The organism is Streptomyces sp. NRRL F-6676 (assembly GCF_000725625.1).
Classification (GTDB): Bacteria; Actinomycetota; Actinomycetes; order Streptomycetales; family Streptomycetaceae; genus Streptomyces.
Genome location: NZ_KL647083.1, coordinates 22,883 through 37,319 on the forward strand (window position 1 = coordinate 22,883; position 14,437 = coordinate 37,319).

12 protein-coding genes are annotated in these 14,437 nt (G+C 71.0%); 6 read left to right on the forward strand and 6 right to left on the reverse strand.

What is annotated here, in order from left to right; genetic code table 11:
* Nucleotides 1-18: 18 nt before the first annotated feature.
* Nucleotides 19-1,416 carry a condensation domain-containing protein gene (locus IO29_RS31580; protein WP_078618163.1) on the reverse strand — a complete coding sequence of 466 codons (1,398 nt, stop codon included), beginning with the start codon at nt 1,414-1,416 and terminating at the stop codon, nt 19-21.
* A 194-nt stretch (nt 1,417-1,610) separates the two neighbouring features.
* On the opposite strand from IO29_RS31580, the gene IO29_RS31585 reads away from it, so the two are divergent.
* From IO29_RS31585 to IO29_RS31605, 5 genes are read left to right on the forward strand one after another with little or no spacing between them, the layout of a single operon-like run.
* The gene (locus tag IO29_RS31585) at nt 1,611-2,783 is read left to right on the forward strand and encodes a radical SAM protein (protein ID WP_030378748.1); all 1,173 of its coding nucleotides are present in this window, start codon (nt 1,611-1,613) and stop codon (nt 2,781-2,783) included.
* 5 nt (nt 2,784-2,788) lie between these two features.
* Nucleotides 2,789-3,046 (forward strand): acyl carrier protein, encoded by a 258-nt coding sequence (locus IO29_RS31590; protein ID WP_030993881.1) that lies wholly within the window; start codon nt 2,789-2,791, stop codon nt 3,044-3,046.
* 2 nt (nt 3,047-3,048) lie between these two features.
* Nucleotides 3,049-4,365, forward strand: a complete 1,317-nt coding sequence (locus IO29_RS31595; RefSeq protein WP_030993880.1) for an ATP-grasp domain-containing protein — start codon at nt 3,049-3,051, stop codon at nt 4,363-4,365.
* Between the two features lie 9 nt (nt 4,366-4,374).
* On the forward strand, nt 4,375-5,397 hold the full coding sequence (locus tag IO29_RS31600) for a phosphotransferase family protein (RefSeq protein ID WP_234307453.1): 1,023 nt from the start codon (nt 4,375-4,377) through the stop codon (nt 5,395-5,397).
* Nucleotides 5,394-6,512: a hypothetical protein gene (locus IO29_RS31605; protein ID WP_030378752.1), complete on the forward strand. Its 1,119-nt coding sequence runs from the start codon at nt 5,394-5,396 to the stop codon at nt 6,510-6,512. The genes IO29_RS31600 and IO29_RS31605 overlap by 4 nt, the downstream gene beginning before the upstream one ends.
* Here IO29_RS31605 and IO29_RS31610 read toward each other — a convergent pair.
* A complete protein-coding gene (locus IO29_RS31610; RefSeq protein ID WP_051707217.1) occupies nt 6,505-7,557 on the reverse strand; it encodes a methyltransferase domain-containing protein in 1,053 nt (350 codons plus the stop codon). The genes IO29_RS31605 and IO29_RS31610 overlap by 8 nt on opposite strands.
* 16 nt (nt 7,558-7,573) lie before the next feature.
* Complete coding sequence (locus IO29_RS31615; protein ID WP_078618165.1) at nt 7,574-8,728, reverse strand: glycosyltransferase family 2 protein; 1,155 nt, start codon at nt 8,726-8,728, stop codon at nt 7,574-7,576.
* Between the two features lie 224 nt (nt 8,729-8,952).
* On the opposite strand from IO29_RS31615, the gene IO29_RS31620 reads away from it, so the two are divergent.
* Nucleotides 8,953-9,579 carry a CYTH domain-containing protein gene (locus IO29_RS31620; RefSeq protein ID WP_051707222.1) on the forward strand — a complete coding sequence of 209 codons (627 nt, stop codon included), beginning with the start codon at nt 8,953-8,955 and terminating at the stop codon, nt 9,577-9,579.
* Here the strand turns inward: IO29_RS31620 and pgk are convergent.
* Genes pgk through IO29_RS35820 form a run of 3 tightly spaced genes read right to left on the reverse strand, consistent with a single transcriptional unit; the run spans nt 9,546 to nt 14,393 of the window.
* Nucleotides 9,546-10,841 (reverse strand): phosphoglycerate kinase, encoded by a 1,296-nt coding sequence (pgk, locus tag IO29_RS31625; protein WP_030378756.1) that lies wholly within the window; start codon nt 10,839-10,841, stop codon nt 9,546-9,548. The two genes, IO29_RS31620 and pgk, sit on opposite strands and share 34 nt — an antisense overlap.
* Nucleotides 10,828-12,678 (reverse strand): ATP-binding cassette domain-containing protein, encoded by a 1,851-nt coding sequence (locus IO29_RS31630; RefSeq protein ID WP_051707223.1) that lies wholly within the window; start codon nt 12,676-12,678, stop codon nt 10,828-10,830. Before IO29_RS31630 ends, pgk begins: the two co-directional genes overlap by 14 nt.
* Nucleotides 12,675-14,393 (reverse strand): ABC transporter ATP-binding protein, encoded by a 1,719-nt coding sequence (locus tag IO29_RS35820; protein ID WP_158709273.1) that lies wholly within the window; start codon nt 14,391-14,393, stop codon nt 12,675-12,677. Before IO29_RS35820 ends, IO29_RS31630 begins: the two co-directional genes overlap by 4 nt.
* Nucleotides 14,394-14,437: the final 44 nt, after the last annotated feature.

A 14,437-nucleotide genomic window follows, 5' to 3' on the forward strand; every position in this document is an offset into this window, starting at 1 on the left:
CCGCTGTCGGGTTCCGGCTCACACCAAGTGGCCGAATTCCTTGACCGGCCGACTCGGATCGAGCAGCATCCGCCGCACCAGGGCGCCGTACTGCTCCATCAGTTCGCGCACCATCTCCCGCGCGAAGAAGCGCGGGTCGTAGCTCACCATCGCGGCGCGCCTGTCCCCGCTGATGATGACGCCGGGGGCGCCCCGCCTGATCCACGTCAGTGAGCCGTCGTAGGAAGGCGCGGGCGCGGCCGCCACGCGTTCCAGGGACAGTTCGGCATGGTCGTCGCCGTACTCGGGGAAGCGGGCCTCGGCCCGGGGCGGAGCCGCCTGGAACCATCCGTGGAAGAGGTGCACGAACGGCCACGGACGCTCCTCGTCGAAGCGCGGATGCACCGCGCGCGCGATCGCCTTGAACGACGCGGCGAACCGGGTCGCCTCACGCATGCGGGCGTGCGCCTGACCGGTCACCTCGAGCAAGGTCAGGTGCGGCAGGACGCGCATGTCCAGGTACACGTTGTTGGTGAACTGGCCGATCACTCTGCCCGTACCGGGCAGATCGCGGCCGGCGGTCGTACTGCCGATCACGACGCGGTCCCAGCCCGTGCGCAGGCTCAGCAGTACCGCGTACGCCCCCAGGAGCACCATGAAGGGCGTGGTCCTGGCCCGGCGGCCGAAGGCGAGCAGCTCGTCCGGGAATCCGTCGGGGAACATGTGGACGTGCTTGGCCACCGCGCTCTCGGGGGAGACGGCGGACCGGTCGAGTACGGGAAAGGGCAGCGTCTCGGCCAGGGGCAGGAGCCGGCCGGCCCACTGCCGGATGCCGTCGGCCGCGGCGGCGACGTCCCGGCGCCTGCGGGCGGCGGCTTCCCAGTACCGCGTCGCGGGAGCGGGCGGGCGGGGGCCGAGGCCGCGGCGGGCCTGGTAGGCCGCCTTGAGGTCGGCCAGGAACAGCCCGACGGAGTGGCCGTCCGCGACGAGGTGGAACAGCGTGACCACGATCAGGTGGTCCTTCGCCGCCGTTCTGATCACCACGACCTTCCACAGCGGCCCCTGGAGCAGATCGAACGTCGCGGTCGCGGCCCGGTCGACGAGCTCGTACCGGCGCCGCGTGCGCACCTCGTCGGTCAGCGGGGACAGATCGTGGAAGGAGACCGCCGGTGCCATGCGGGCCGCGACCCGCAGAAGGGGGTCGACTCCCGTCCGGACGAAGACGGTCCGCAGTGCGTCGTGGCGTCGCGCGAGGTCCGCGACCGCCGAGCGGAACGCCGTGGGCTCGATTTCTTCCGGAATCCGCACGGAGCCCACCACGTTCATGCCCGCGTGGCTGGGATTCTCCGGTGCGAAATACTTGACGAATTCCCACAAGGTCTCCTGCGCCGGCGCCAGCGGGAGTGATTCCGAACGTCCGGCCTGTCCCTCTGTCACGTCCGCCCCTTCGCTGTGGGGGTGATCAACAGATCCATCAACCTACTCCGCGGTCTGGAGTTGTTCAAGAGCCGGCCGGGACCCAAGTGCCGTAGCGACAACGCGATTTCGGAGCTACGATGCCGATATCCGGCCGGGCGACCTGTGGCGCCCGCGAACCGCAGACGGCGAAATCACGCTGATTCGGGGGACACATGCCTCCAAGAACGTCTCGAAAGCTCAACGTCAAAGAGTTCGCCGACATCAAGCACACGGTGGCTCTGAAATCGGAAGCACGCCGGCAGGCCGAGAAAGATCCCACCTACGCTTCTCCGCTGCCGCAAGAGGTCTGCCTCCAGCTCACCTATCGGTGCAACTTGCGGTGCACCCACTGCTATCAGTGGGCGGAACAGGGATTCTTTCGCGACTACAGCCGGGAGAAGCAGCGGTCCGAACTCGGCATCGGCGTCGTCGAGGACGTCCTGGAGCTCACCGCCCCGCTGCGTTCCAAGCTCTTCCTCTGGGGCGGCGAGCCCCTGATGTACAGCAAGTTCGCCGCGGTCGCGGATCTACTGCGCCGCTACCCGCGTACGGTCAACATGTGCACCAACGGGCTGCTGCTGAAGCGGCACCGGGCTCAGCTGCTCGGCATCGAGGACTTCAACATGCTGGTCAGCCTGGACGGGCTCGTGGAGGATCACGACGCCCTGCGCGGCAGCGGGTCCTTCGAGCGCACCGCCGAGAACATCCGCGCCATGCTGGAGCTCAAGCGCCGGGGCGAGTACCTGGGTGAGATCTCGCTGTCGTGCATGGTCTCGCACACGAACGTGTCGCGGATGTACGAGTTCATGCAGTGGGCCGAGGACATGGGGGTGCACACCGTCTACTTCCAGTTCCCGTGGTACATCTCGCCGGAGGTCGCCGGGGCGATGGACCGGCTGTACGAGCAGAGTTTCGCGTGGCTGCCCCACTCGGGCGAAACGAAGAGGCCCACCTGGCATTCCTACACCTACCGGCTGCCCGAGGAACTCATTCCGACGCTGCGGCAGTCGATGGCCGAGCTGGCCGCACGGGAGTGGAAAATCCGTATCCGCTACCAGCCGCAGGTTGCCGAGGACGAGATCGAGGACTTCATCCTCGGAAGGCCCGCCCCGGTGCAGAAAAGGAGCCGCTGCCTGGCCGTCCACAACCGTATGGAAGTGCATGCGGACGGCAATGTCAGCTCCTGCAAATTCTTCCCCGAGTTCGTGGTCGGCAATCTGTACGACACGTCGGCGGAAGATCTGTGGCACAGCCCCAATTTCCGGCGGGTCCGGGAAATCATGGCGGAGAACGGCATGATGCCTATCTGCTCACGGTGCATCCTGCTCTACCTGAATGGAGTGTGACTGGCGTGCAGGACATCGAGTCCACCATCAAACAGGTACTCGTCGAGGTACTCGAGAACGATGTGTCCGTGGACACGATTCGGTCGGACGGGGACATGGTCGGAGAGTACGGCCTGGATTCTCTCCAGGCGATCTCTTTCCTGCTCTCCATCGAGGATGCGTTCGGTGTGCAACTCGATTTCGAGACACTCAGTCTGGACCTGCTCCGATCCGTCCGGACCTTCGGTGAGTACATCTCGGGCCTGTTGGTCGGGTCCGAGTGAGCGTGGCAGAGACGGTCGGCACGGTCAACCTCGGCACCTTCGACGCCGAATCGCGGTGGCGCCCGGACGACCTGGCACAGCTGCCGGCCGTCGCGGACGTCCAGAGCCGGGCTCAGGTCGCCACGATGGACGAGATGCTCCTCGGCTTCTGCGAGCCCGGGGACGCGCTGGTCACCCGCTACCCGGTGGCGGCTCCGCTGCGTGAGGCCTTCGCCGGGGCCGGCTTCGCCCCCCGCTACCTCTCCGTCGTGGACGAGGACGAGTGGCTGTCCTCGGAAGCACCGCGGGGCGCCACGGTGGAACGTTTGCTGCTGGGCGCCCCCCGGGCGCTGCGGGAGATCTCCCGGTATCCGGGATTCGTCCCCTACGCGGTGCTGCCCGACACCGTGGAGCTCGCCGCCCGGACCGGCCACGGGCACTCCGTTCCCGACGTCGCGGCGGTGGCCCGGGCGAACTCCAAGGTGTTCTCCGACGACCTGGCACACCGGTTGGGCCTGCCCGCGGGCCGCACCGTCCGCTCCGTGGCCGAGTTGTCGGCCGCCGTGGCGGAGACGGACGGCACGGCCGTGATCAAGGATCCCTTCGGAGTCGGGGGCCGGGGGATCCTGGAGGTCGACCGGCCGGCCGTTCTGCGGACCATCACCAGGTACCTCGGCCGGCAGGTCGGTGACGGCAGGCGCGTCGAGCTGGTGGTGCAGCCGAAGTGGCCGAAGCGCGCCGACTTCTCCGGATATCTGGACATCACCCGGGCCGGCGGTGTCGAGTTCCTCGGCACGCAGTCCGTCGAGCACCGCGGGCTCAGCCACGTCGGGGTGGGCCCGCTCTCCGGCGAACTCGCGGACGAGGCGGACCGGCAGGGCTTCTCCCGGACCCTGGTACGACTCGGTGCGGCCATCGCCGCGGAAGGCTACTGGGGCCCCGTGGGCGTCGACTCCCTGTTGCTCGGGGACGGGCGGATCGTGCCCGTGCTGGAGATCAACGCACGCCGTTCGATCGGGATGCTCAACATGGCGATCGACCGCCGGGTGCGCGGCACCGGCCTGCGCTCCCATCTGTGGCGCGTGTCGCTGGTGGTGCGGCACGAGGACGCCATCGGCCGGCTGCTCGACGAACTCGCCGCCGCCGGCGCTCTGCACAGCGAAGCCTCGCCCGGCGGGGTGCTGCCGCTGACGGGATCTGTTCTGCGGCCGCCGCGCGGCCGGCTCGAATGTGCTTTCATCTGCCTGCCCTCGGAGGTGGAGACCTGGCGACAGCGTCTGACCCGGGCTGCCGAGGCGGTCGGCATGAGACCGGTGGGGGCTCCCGCGGGAGCACGTTGAGGAGGACACGTGGACGACAGCAGCGATTTCCTGCAAACCCGGCTCAGCGACGCCCTCGCCGCCGCGGGTGTACCGAAAGAGGAGGTGGCCGACGTACGGGAGCTCGGCGGTGGCACCTTCAACACCGTCTTCCGGGTGCGCCGGACCGACGGCTCCGGACTGGTGGTGAAGCTGGCACCCGATGCGAGCGAGCCCGTACTGCGGTACGAGCACCGCATCCTCGCCACGGAGGCCTGGTTCTACGACACGGTCCGGAAGGCCACCGGCGTCCCCGTGCCGGCCGTCCTCACCCCGCCCGGTGACAAGGGCACCGCCGCCGGCGACCACCTGGTCATGTCGGAGTGCCCCGGCGGCAACTGGTACGAGCTGGGGGACGCGCTGGAGGCCGGTGAGCGGCAACGCCTGCGCACCGAGCTGGGGCGCTTCACGGCCGCACTGCACTCGATCACCGGTGAGGCCTTCGGGTATCCGGCCGAACCGCTGGGCCCGTTGCGCGGGAGCTGGCGGGAGGCGTTCCTCGAGATGGTCGGCGCCGTCCTCACGGACGCCGGGCGCTTCGCCGTCGAGCTGCCCGAAGACGCCGATCGCATCAGGGAGTTGTTCGCGGCGCAGAGCGCGGTCCTCGACGAGGTGAGCACCCCGCGGCTCGTCCACTTCGACCTGTGGGACGGCAACATCCTGGTGGACCGCGGCCCGGCGGGCGCACGGATCGGCGCGCTCATCGATGCCGAGCGGGCCTTCTGGGGCGACCCGCTGGCCGAGCTGGTCTCGCTGTCCCTCTTCGGCGACATCGAGCGTGACGACGCCTTCCTGGAGGGGTACCGAATGGCGGGCGGCACCGTGGCCTTCGACGCGTCCGCGCGACGGCGGCTGACCCTCTACCGCTCCTACCTCTACTTGATCATGTGGGTGGAGGCGGTGCCACGCAGGTTCGACGCCGAGCGGTGTGCCTGGCTCCGCCAGCAGGTCGTACAACCCCTCGCAGCTACCTTCGACCTCTGGGCGGCCCAGGGGCGGAAAGGGCCGGCATGATCGCGATACTGACCTCCGGCGCCACACTGGGCGTACACGTTCCCGGGCTGTTGCTCGCCGATCGGCTGCGCGAGCGGGGCGTGGTGGCCGAGGTGAACGTCCTGGAACGCCTGCTGCCCCCGGAGAAGCTCGTCACCATGGGCGACCTCAAGTGGGCCTACCACCGCAGCTTCCGGTTCGCGCTCGCGGGCCGCCGCATGGAGCGGGACACCTCGTCGGACCTCGGCGAGGAGGCGGTGCGTCTTCTGTGGCAGGGCTGGCGGGAGCGCGGGGTGCGGCACTTCGTGGTGTTCTCCGGTTACTGGCTCTCGGTACTGCGCGGCTACCGGGAATTCCTCGGGACGCCGATCGGGGTGGACCTGTGCCGGGGGGACGCGGCCCCCATGCAGTCGTTCCTCCTCGGCGGTGCTCCGCCGCCGGAGGGAGCACGCGAGATCGCGCTCGCCGACGGCCCGGGGCGGGCCATACCCTGGACGATCCCCGTGTCCGCGAAGCCGCCCGTACCGTGGGCGGACCGCGCCGGCCGACTGCTGGTCCACGGCGGAGGGTGGGGACTGGGCACCTATCGTGAGCGAGCGGACGAACTGGTGGAGCACCGGTTCGGACTGGACATGATCGCCTATGAACCGAGCGACGTGGACCACGGCAAACCCGGTGCGCGCTACTTCATGATGGATCCGCGCTGGCACCCGTGGCACGACGACGGCTATCCGCCGTTCGCAGAGGTGGAACCCGGACACACCGGGGCGACGGGCACGGTGGACGTGTCCGCGCTCCCCTTCGCCCGGAAGGCGGAGTACCCCCACGCGTTCGACCTCGCGCGCAACGCCGTCGCGGTCATGAGCAAACCCGGCGCCGGCACCTTGCTCGACGGGCTGTGGGCGGCCACCCCTCTGGTGATTCTCGAGTCATGGAGCGACTCGGAGAGGCGCAACGGCGAGCTGTGGCGCGAGCTCGGCCTCGGCATCACGTTCGAGGATTGGCGCGCGACGGATTTCTCCCTCGGCGTCCTCGCCGAACTGCACGAGCGGATCCTGCCGGTCGCGCGCCGGGCACCCGACTACTCGGCCGACCTGGCGGCACGACTGGCCGTGCAGGGACCGCCGGTCACTTGACGCCCGCGGCCACCAGCGCGTTGCGGGGCATGGTGGCGGCAAACCCCGTGCCTGTCGGTTCCACCAGTCGCGTGACCACCTCGCCGCTGTCCGGCCGGGGTGATCGCGCCGCGTGCTCCGTGATCAGCTCCCAGAGTCCGCGCTGCCAGTCGGGAGCCTGCCGCAGTCCGAACAGCCCGTACATGTCGGCGACGTACGCGCACAGCCCGCGCCGCGCGGACCGCGGTGTCGTCCCGGACACCGTGAACGGGTCGTAGATCTCTCGTGCCGACACGTCCCGGAAGCCCACCGCGCGCAGGTCCGCCAGCAGGTCCCGCCGTGTGAAGTGCTCGTAGGAGTGGCCGTTGGGTGCGTAGCGGTGGACCACGGTGGAGAACCACCGCGCCACCGCGCCGCCCTCCTCGAAGTCGTGCACCACCACGCGGCCGCCGGGCTTCAGCACCCGCAGCGCCTCCGCGTAGGCCTTCCGCCGGTCCGGCACAGGTATGTGGTGGGTTCCGTAGGCGAGGATGACCGCGTCGAAGGTCCCGTCGGGCAGCAGCAGGTGTTCCGCCGGCTCGCAGATGGCGGGCAGCCCGTAGCGCAGTGCCTGGGCGACCATGTGCCGGGACAGGTCGCTCGTCAGGACGCACTGCCGGTCCTGTACCGCGTACGGCCGCAGCCGGGCCAGCGCACGGGCCAGTGTCCCGTCCCCGCCCAGCACGTCCAGGATGCGCAGGGTGTCCGGCCAGCGGTGCGGGACCGGCCCGTCCAGCGCCAGCTGGAGAAGCGCCCGAATGCCGCGGAGCCGGACCTCCGGTGCGCGTTGGGCGTTGCGGTAGGAGTCACCGCGGCCGCTCTCGTCGGTGTCGAACTCGTTGCCCCTGCGGAGTGTGTCCATCACCGCGTCGCCCGGTGGAACGGCGGGGAGCACCGGGAAGAACCTCGGGAACTCCGCCATGCGGCTCCGGTAGCGCGCGAAGCTCATTCCGGGCAGGTACGCCCGGTTGTCCGCGAGTGCGGCCGAGCCGTGGCAGGGCACTTCCGTCCGCAGTCCCTCGGTCATGCCGTGCCCTCCTGAGTCATACCCTGTTCGCCTGGACATCAGCGTGCGCTCCTCTTCCGGTCGCTTCCCCGGGCCGCTCTTCGCCGGCGGATGCGAACCGGGACTCGTCGATGTCGAGTCGTGAGAAGAACAGGTCGGGGCGGTGCAGTTGCAAGGCGGCGATGAACGCCCCCAGATCGAAGGACCACTCCAGCAGTGCGCAGACCGTCGTCTCCGCGACCGCCCGCACCGACCGGTCGTCGCCGAGCGACCGGCGCACGTGCCCGGCGAGCAGCGCGGTGCCCACGGCGCCGCCGAGCAGAGCCGCGTGCCGGAGCCGGCCGCGGGCGAGGCCCAGCGTCAACGTCGCGGCGAGGGCACTGACCGGGTTCAGCTTGAACCGCCGGTAGGCGGGATGGACCGTGCACAGCCACTGTTCGGACCTGCCGTAGGTCAGCAGCCGGCGGAACACCGCCCCGAGGGCGTCGGAGCCGGCGCTGCTGTGGGAGACGACTGCGCCGGCGTCGCAGAGGATCGCGTAACCCGCCTCGGACACCCTGATGCCGAGATCGACGTCCTCGCCCGCCACCACGGTCAGCGACTCCTCGGCGAACCCGCCCACCTGGTGGAACACTTCGCGCCGCAGCATGAGATTGGACGTGGTCGCCCACAGGAGCCGCCGGTACCGCAGAGGGCGTTCGAGGTCGCCGTTGAGCACGTGTCCGCGCCGCATGACGCGGAAGACGCGGCTGTCGCAGTCGTCCACCACCGTGGGACCGGCGACACCCGCCACGTCGTCCGGGGCCGCTCGCATGGTCGCCACGTGCCGCGCCAGGAGGTCCGGCGAGACACGGCAGTCGGAATCGGTGAACAGCAGCAGGTCGTACGAGGCGAGCCCGGCCCCCACATTGCGCTTGGCACCCACATGACGCGGTCCGGTGAGGTAACGGGCTCCGTACAGGCGGCAGTGCTCCCGGTGTCTGCGGGCGTCCGCGTCGTGCGAATCATCCACCAGGATGACCTCGACCGGTCCCGGGGCCGCCTCGGTGGCCGCGCTCAGGCTCTCCAGCAGTCTGCGCACCTCGTCGACCCGGCCTTTGACGGGGACGACGACCGACACCCCGCGCGCGGGGTGCCCGCCCGGCCCGCCGCCCACTGCCCCCAGCGGCGCTGGAACGATGGCCTCTCGCATTCCCTCCACCTTTCGTGACACCTTCACGGCTCTTTGCGGTGCGGCACGGTACGGCGCGGGAGCGCCGGGCCGGTGCGTGCGGCTGCGGTCGGGGAAGGGAGTCGGCGTCACAGGTCCCAGGGCAGGCTGCCACACGGCCAACCGGCTTGGGGAGTGCTCAACGATTCGGTGCCGGACGGTGGTTCGCGCCCCGTCTGAGCCGCGTGTTCAGTAGAAACGGACGGGTGACGGAAGACAACGATCTCGTACCACGCCCCTCTCACCCCCGGGAGAAGTACGCCCGGGCCGAGCGGGAGAGGCGGTTTCTGCTGGCTCACCCCCCGGACGCCTCCGGCGTCGTCGCCACACGGCGCATCACCGACCTGTATCTGGCGGACACGCGCCTGCGGCTGCGGCGGACACGTTTCCTCGAGGACGGAACCATCGAGTACAAGCTCACCCAGAAGGTCCCTGCCGCACGGCCCGGTGCCCTTCAGGGACTGGTGACCAACGTCTACCTGTCCCGTGCCGAGTACGAGGTGCTCAGCGGGCTCCCGGGCGCCGTCCTTACGAAGACCCGGCTGAGCGTGCCCCCGCTGGGCGTCGACGTCTTCGACTCCCCTCGGCACGGACTGGTGCTGGCCGAGGCCGAGTTCGCCACGGACGAGGACGCGGCGTCGTTCCGCCGCCCGCCCGCTTGCGTCGCGGAAGTCACCGACGACATCCGCTTCACGGGTGGCCGCCTCGTGGGTGCCACTCGGGAGGAACTGCTGTCCTGGCTGGCCGAGTACGGGCTCGAAGGCGCTGCCCGGCCCGCGTGTTCGACTGCCCGGGATTCTCAGTTGAGCAGTGGTCCCCCGGCTCGCCCCTGACCGCGCAGCGCGTCGAGTACGGTGCAGGTGCCGTGCGCCAGGATCTGGAGGGCGGATCCACCGCCTGTCGAGGAAGCTCCGCCCCACGGCAGCTCGGCCACCGTGTCCCCGCCCACCAGCAGCGCGTCGACCGAGGGCCGGGACAGGTGGGCCAGCAGTGTCCGGCAGGCGAAACGGTGTCCCTGCGGATAACAGCCCGGTGTGCCGGCCAGCACGGCCCGGCCGCCCCGGGCCCCGAGTGCTCTCAGGCGGCTGCGCAGCCAGGGGCGGGGCACGAAGTCGACGATCATGTGGTCGTCGGGGACGCCCTGTGCCACGCCGATCCGGCGGGCCCGCCGCCCGTCCCTCGGTGCGACGGGGGCGATCATCACCGTGTGCGGAACGTGGACGACCGCGCGGGCGGGCAGGGCCAGCACCTGCTCCGTGACCTGCGCGCACCGGCGGGGGTCGGAGCCGAGATCGGAACCGCCGACGTCGTACCCCAGCACTTTGAGCACGGTGTTCAGCACCACCCCGCCGGGCACGACCACGTCGTACATCCGGCAGAAGCCCGGCAGCCCGATGAGGGTCTTCTCCGGCTTGCGGCCGCCCAGGACGGCCAGCGACGGGCCGGCCGGGGGACGTGCCGCCCACGAGGACAGCCGACGCACCTCGGTCTCCAGGCTGCCCGCCACGCATGCCGGGAGGTGACGTGTGAGGCCGACGTTCGAGGCGTGCCTGCGGTGGGCCTTGGAGAACCCGGCCAGCGCCACGACCTCGCCCAGCGCGGCGAACCGCTGGGCGAGGGCGGAGTCGTCGGCCGCCTCTCCGGCATGGAACCTGGTGTTCCCGAAGAGGGTCACCTCGCCGGGACGCATGGCCAGGGCTGTGCGCTGGGCCGCCGCGGAGTCGTTCTCCGGGAAGTACCGCACGGGGCGCCGCAAGCGGTCCTGGAGGTACCTGGCGACGTAGTCCAGGTGGCGCGCCGATCCGTCGTCCCAGCGACCCTGGTGCGACAGGACGGCCACCCGGGCGCCGGCGTCGGACAGCCGGCGGAGGTCGTCGAGCTCGCTGTCGATGCGGGAGGTGTCGGTCAGCGCCGGACCGACGTTGAATCCGGCCGAGTACACCCATCGTTGGCCGGCGGCCACGCTCCGCCCGCGCAGCAGCGGCACGCCCGCCAGGAGGTCGGGGGTGCGCCCGGCGGCCGTCCCGGGGCCGTACGGGCCCGGCGGGACCGGGGCCCCGTCCACCGCGTGCCCGGGCCCCTCACCGGTACCCACGGGCCTGCGTCCGATAGGTCCGCGCGTACAGGCCGCCGGCGTCCAACAGCTCCTCGTGGCTCCCGTACTCCGCCACCCTGCCGCGGTCCATGACCACGATCACGTCCGCCGTCCTCACCGTCGAGAACCGGTGTGAGACCAGGACCGTCGTCGGTGCGGCTCCGGACTCCCCGCCCGCACGGGTCATGCGTGCGTAGGCGCGGTACACGCCGTCCTCCACATGCGGGTCCAGACTGGCTGTCGGCTCGTCGAGGACGACCAGCCACGGCTGTCGCCGCATGGTGGCCCGCCCGACGGCGATGCGCTGCCACTGGCCCGTCGACGGCACGACACCGTCATGGAACGACGTGCCCAGGAGTGTGCGCAGGCCGTCGGGCCAGCGGTGCTCCAGCGCCCCGTCACCACTGCGCAGCAGTGCCTGACGGACTGCCGCCTCGTCCGAGATGCGGGACGGCTCACCGGCGCCGATGGACTCGCTCAGCAGGCCTTCCAGACGCAGGAAGTCCTGGAAGGCCCCTGTGGTGGTGGCGCTCCAGTCGTCGAGCGGCACCCGGGCCAGATCGCTGGTCCCGCCGTCCGGCAAGGTGAGTAGGACGCTGCCGCGCGACGGAGTGCAGTAGCGGCAGACCAGTCTGACCAGGGTCGACTTGCCCGATCCGTTGGCGCCCACCACCGCCACCACCTTGCCCGCCGGCAGGTCCAGCGTCACTTCCGAGAGAGCGGGCGTGCCGGCGCCCGGATAGGTGAAAGAGACGTTCTCCAGCCGGAGGCCGGGGACCCGCGTACGGCGGCCGGCCGGGAGGCGGCCGGGCAGCTCCCGCCCTACGGGCGAAGCCGTACCCGGCACGTCCGCAGCCGTCGGGCGGGCCTGCTCGACCAGCCATCGGTAACGGGTCGCCGAACGTGCCACGCGCAGCAGGTCGGAGCTGATCGACACCGCCCGGCCGATCTGCCAGTACAGCTGCTGTCCCGCGGTGAGGATCAACAGCAACTCGCCGATGCCGAGGGTGCCTCGTCGCGCCCTGTCGGCCGCGACGAGGACCACGGCGAAGAAGGCTCCCAGCCCCAGCAGCAGGGCGCTGCCGGCCACCAGGGAGGCGTGCAGCTCCGCTCTGATCCGGCCCCTGGTGACACCGCGCCACAGTCGGGTGTGCCGGCGCAGCAGCTCCTCGGGCATACCGGACAGGCGCAGTTCACCACCGTGGGCGGGCCGCGTGGCCAGTTCGTACAGGAACGCCGCACTCCGCTCGTCGGCCGCCATGACCTCCTCCGCGGCTTCCGCCGTGCGCTGCACACGTGCCGAGACGACGAAGGCTCCCACGGCCAGGACGGGCAGCGTTCCCAGGAGCGGGCTGACGGTCGCGAGCAGCATCCAGGTGACGCCGACCTGGACCAGTACACCGGCCGCGACCATCGGAGTGAGCGCCGCGAGGCACACGACGTCGCGCTCGTTGCGCAGGAGCGTCAACCGGTCCGCCGCCCGGCCCGATTCCAGACGCTGGGGCTCGGGGACGGAGCAGACCGCGTGCACGACGGCGCAGTCCACGGTCAGCCGCATGCTCTCCCGCACCCCGTGCAGGACGAGGGCGCCGATGTTGGCCGCGCCCATGGCCACGGTCCACAGTCCGCCCAGGGCCAGGCCCCACCACACCGCCTGCCGTGGCTGCCCGTGGAACATGGCGTCGGCGAAGTGCTGCGACCCCAGAGGCACCAGTCCGCCCGCGGCACCGGCGCCCAGGACCAGGACGGTGCCGGCGGCGAACCGTCTCCTGCGGCATGCCGCGGCCGTACGCACGGCGAAGAGGAGCCCTCCCAGGAGACGACGGGTGCCGGTCACCGGGCGGGGTCCGCCCCGGCGAACGGAGCCGCCTGAAGCGCGAACATCCGTGCGTACACACCCTGCCGTGACACGAGTTCGGCGTGCGTGCCCGACTCCGCGATGCGTCCGCCGTCCAGTACGGCGATACGGTCCATGCGGCGCACGGTGGAGAGCCGGTGCGAGATCATCACCATCGTCATGCCCTTGGTCGCCTCCAGGAAGTGGTCGACGAACGCGCTCTCGGCAGTCGCGTCCAGGCTGGCGGTGGGCTCGTCCAGGACCAGGAATCGCACCCCGTGCCGGGCGGCGAAGAGGATCCGCGCCAGGGCCAGCCGCTGCCACTGCCCGCCCGACAGGTCGACGCCGTCCGGCCCGATGACGGTGGCCGCCCCCCGGGGCAGTGCGTCGATCGCGGTGGTGAGACCCACCTGATCCGCGACCCGGCGAATACCGGGCAGGTCGTCGCGATGGTGCCAGGCCCCCGTGGCGATGTTCTCCGCGAGAGTGAAGGAGTCGTAGCGGATGAACTCCTGTGTCAGGACCGCGATGTCCCGCTGCCAGGAGTCGATCTCGGCCAATGGGCGGCCGTCCACGGTGATCCGGCCCTCCTGGGGGCGCCGCAGCCCGGCGAGGAGCGTGATGAGAGTGCTCTTCCCGGCACCGTTGACACCCACGAGTCCCATCGAGCGGCCCGCGGGAAGGAACAGGTCGAGCCCGCTGAGCACAGGGCGGGACCCGGGGTAGGCGAAGGTCACCCCCGCCAGTTCGATCCCCTGGCGGGGCCGTCCCCGCGGCGGCACTGAGCCGTCGGCGACAGGCAGGCCCGCGGTGCGGGTCATGATGCCGGCCACCAGGCGGACCGCCGCCCCGCCGTACTCGACGTCGAAGTCCCAGGCCTCGAAGAACCGCCCCACGCCCGCGACCAGGAGGCAGGCCGCGAGCGCGGCAGTGATCCGGGCCAGGTCCGAGCCGTTCAGGTGCGGCAGCCCGGCCAGCGCCGCGAGGGTGCCCGTCAGCACCACCAGTTCGACGGCGTAGGCACGGATCAGGCCGGGGATGGCGAACCCCTCCAGCTCGGCGTTCCACGCCCCGCCCATCCGCCGCGTGCTCTGGCGCACGCGGTCCACGAGCCACGGTCCCAGGCCGAAGAGGCGGACCTCCTTGGCCGTGGCGGGAGAGGTGCCGATGCCGAAGAAGTAGTCCGCCTCCCGCTGGTCGTTCCCATGGCGTCCGCCGACCTCGGCCAACTGGACGCAGCGGGCCCGGAAGGCGAACCGCACCCACAGACCGGCCGCCAGCACGGGCGGTGCCAGCCACCACCAGGACGTCACGGCCAGCAGCACCGCCGCCGCCCCGGCCTTGAGGTACTCACTCATGACGAACAGCTGACCGGCGAATGCCGCCCCCGGGGTGGCCGACGTAGAGGCGAGGCCGGTGAGTCCTCCCAGGGCATCGCGCATCTCGGGCCGGTGCAGGTGGTCCACCCGCGTTCCGCTGAGCGCGGCACGCATCACGCGCCCGCGCAGCGCGCCGTTGACCGTGCGTACGACCCACAGCCGCAGCGCCTCCTGGACGCATTTGAGCGTCTCCTCCACGGCGAAGAGCAGCGACAGCCCGATGACGAGACCGGTCAGCGGACCGGCCGGGGCGCCCAGCCGGGCGTTCAGGACGGCGCCCAGCAGTTGCCCCCCGAGCCACGCGAACGCCACCGGAATCACGGCGCGCGCCACCATATAGGCGACCACCCACGTGAACTGACGTGGCGTCAGGGCCGACC

Bases quoted from the DNA above. Each gene is read 5' to 3' on its own strand.
- IO29_RS31585 (WP_030378748.1), top strand. From the start codon at position 1,611: ATGCCTCCAAGAACGTCTCGAAAGCTCAACGTCAAAGAGTTCGCCGAC.
- IO29_RS31615 (WP_078618165.1), bottom strand. From the start codon at position 8,728: ATGCGAGAGGCCATCGTTCCAGCGCCGCTGGGGGCAGTGGGCGGCGGG.
- IO29_RS35820 (WP_158709273.1), bottom strand. From the start codon at position 14,393: ATGGTGGCGCGCGCCGTGATTCCGGTGGCGTTCGCGTGGCTCGGGGGG.
- IO29_RS31610 (WP_051707217.1), bottom strand. From the start codon at position 7,557: ATGACCGAGGGACTGCGGACGGAAGTGCCCTGCCACGGCTCGGCCGCA.
- IO29_RS31605 (WP_030378752.1), top strand. From the start codon at position 5,394: ATGATCGCGATACTGACCTCCGGCGCCACACTGGGCGTACACGTTCCC.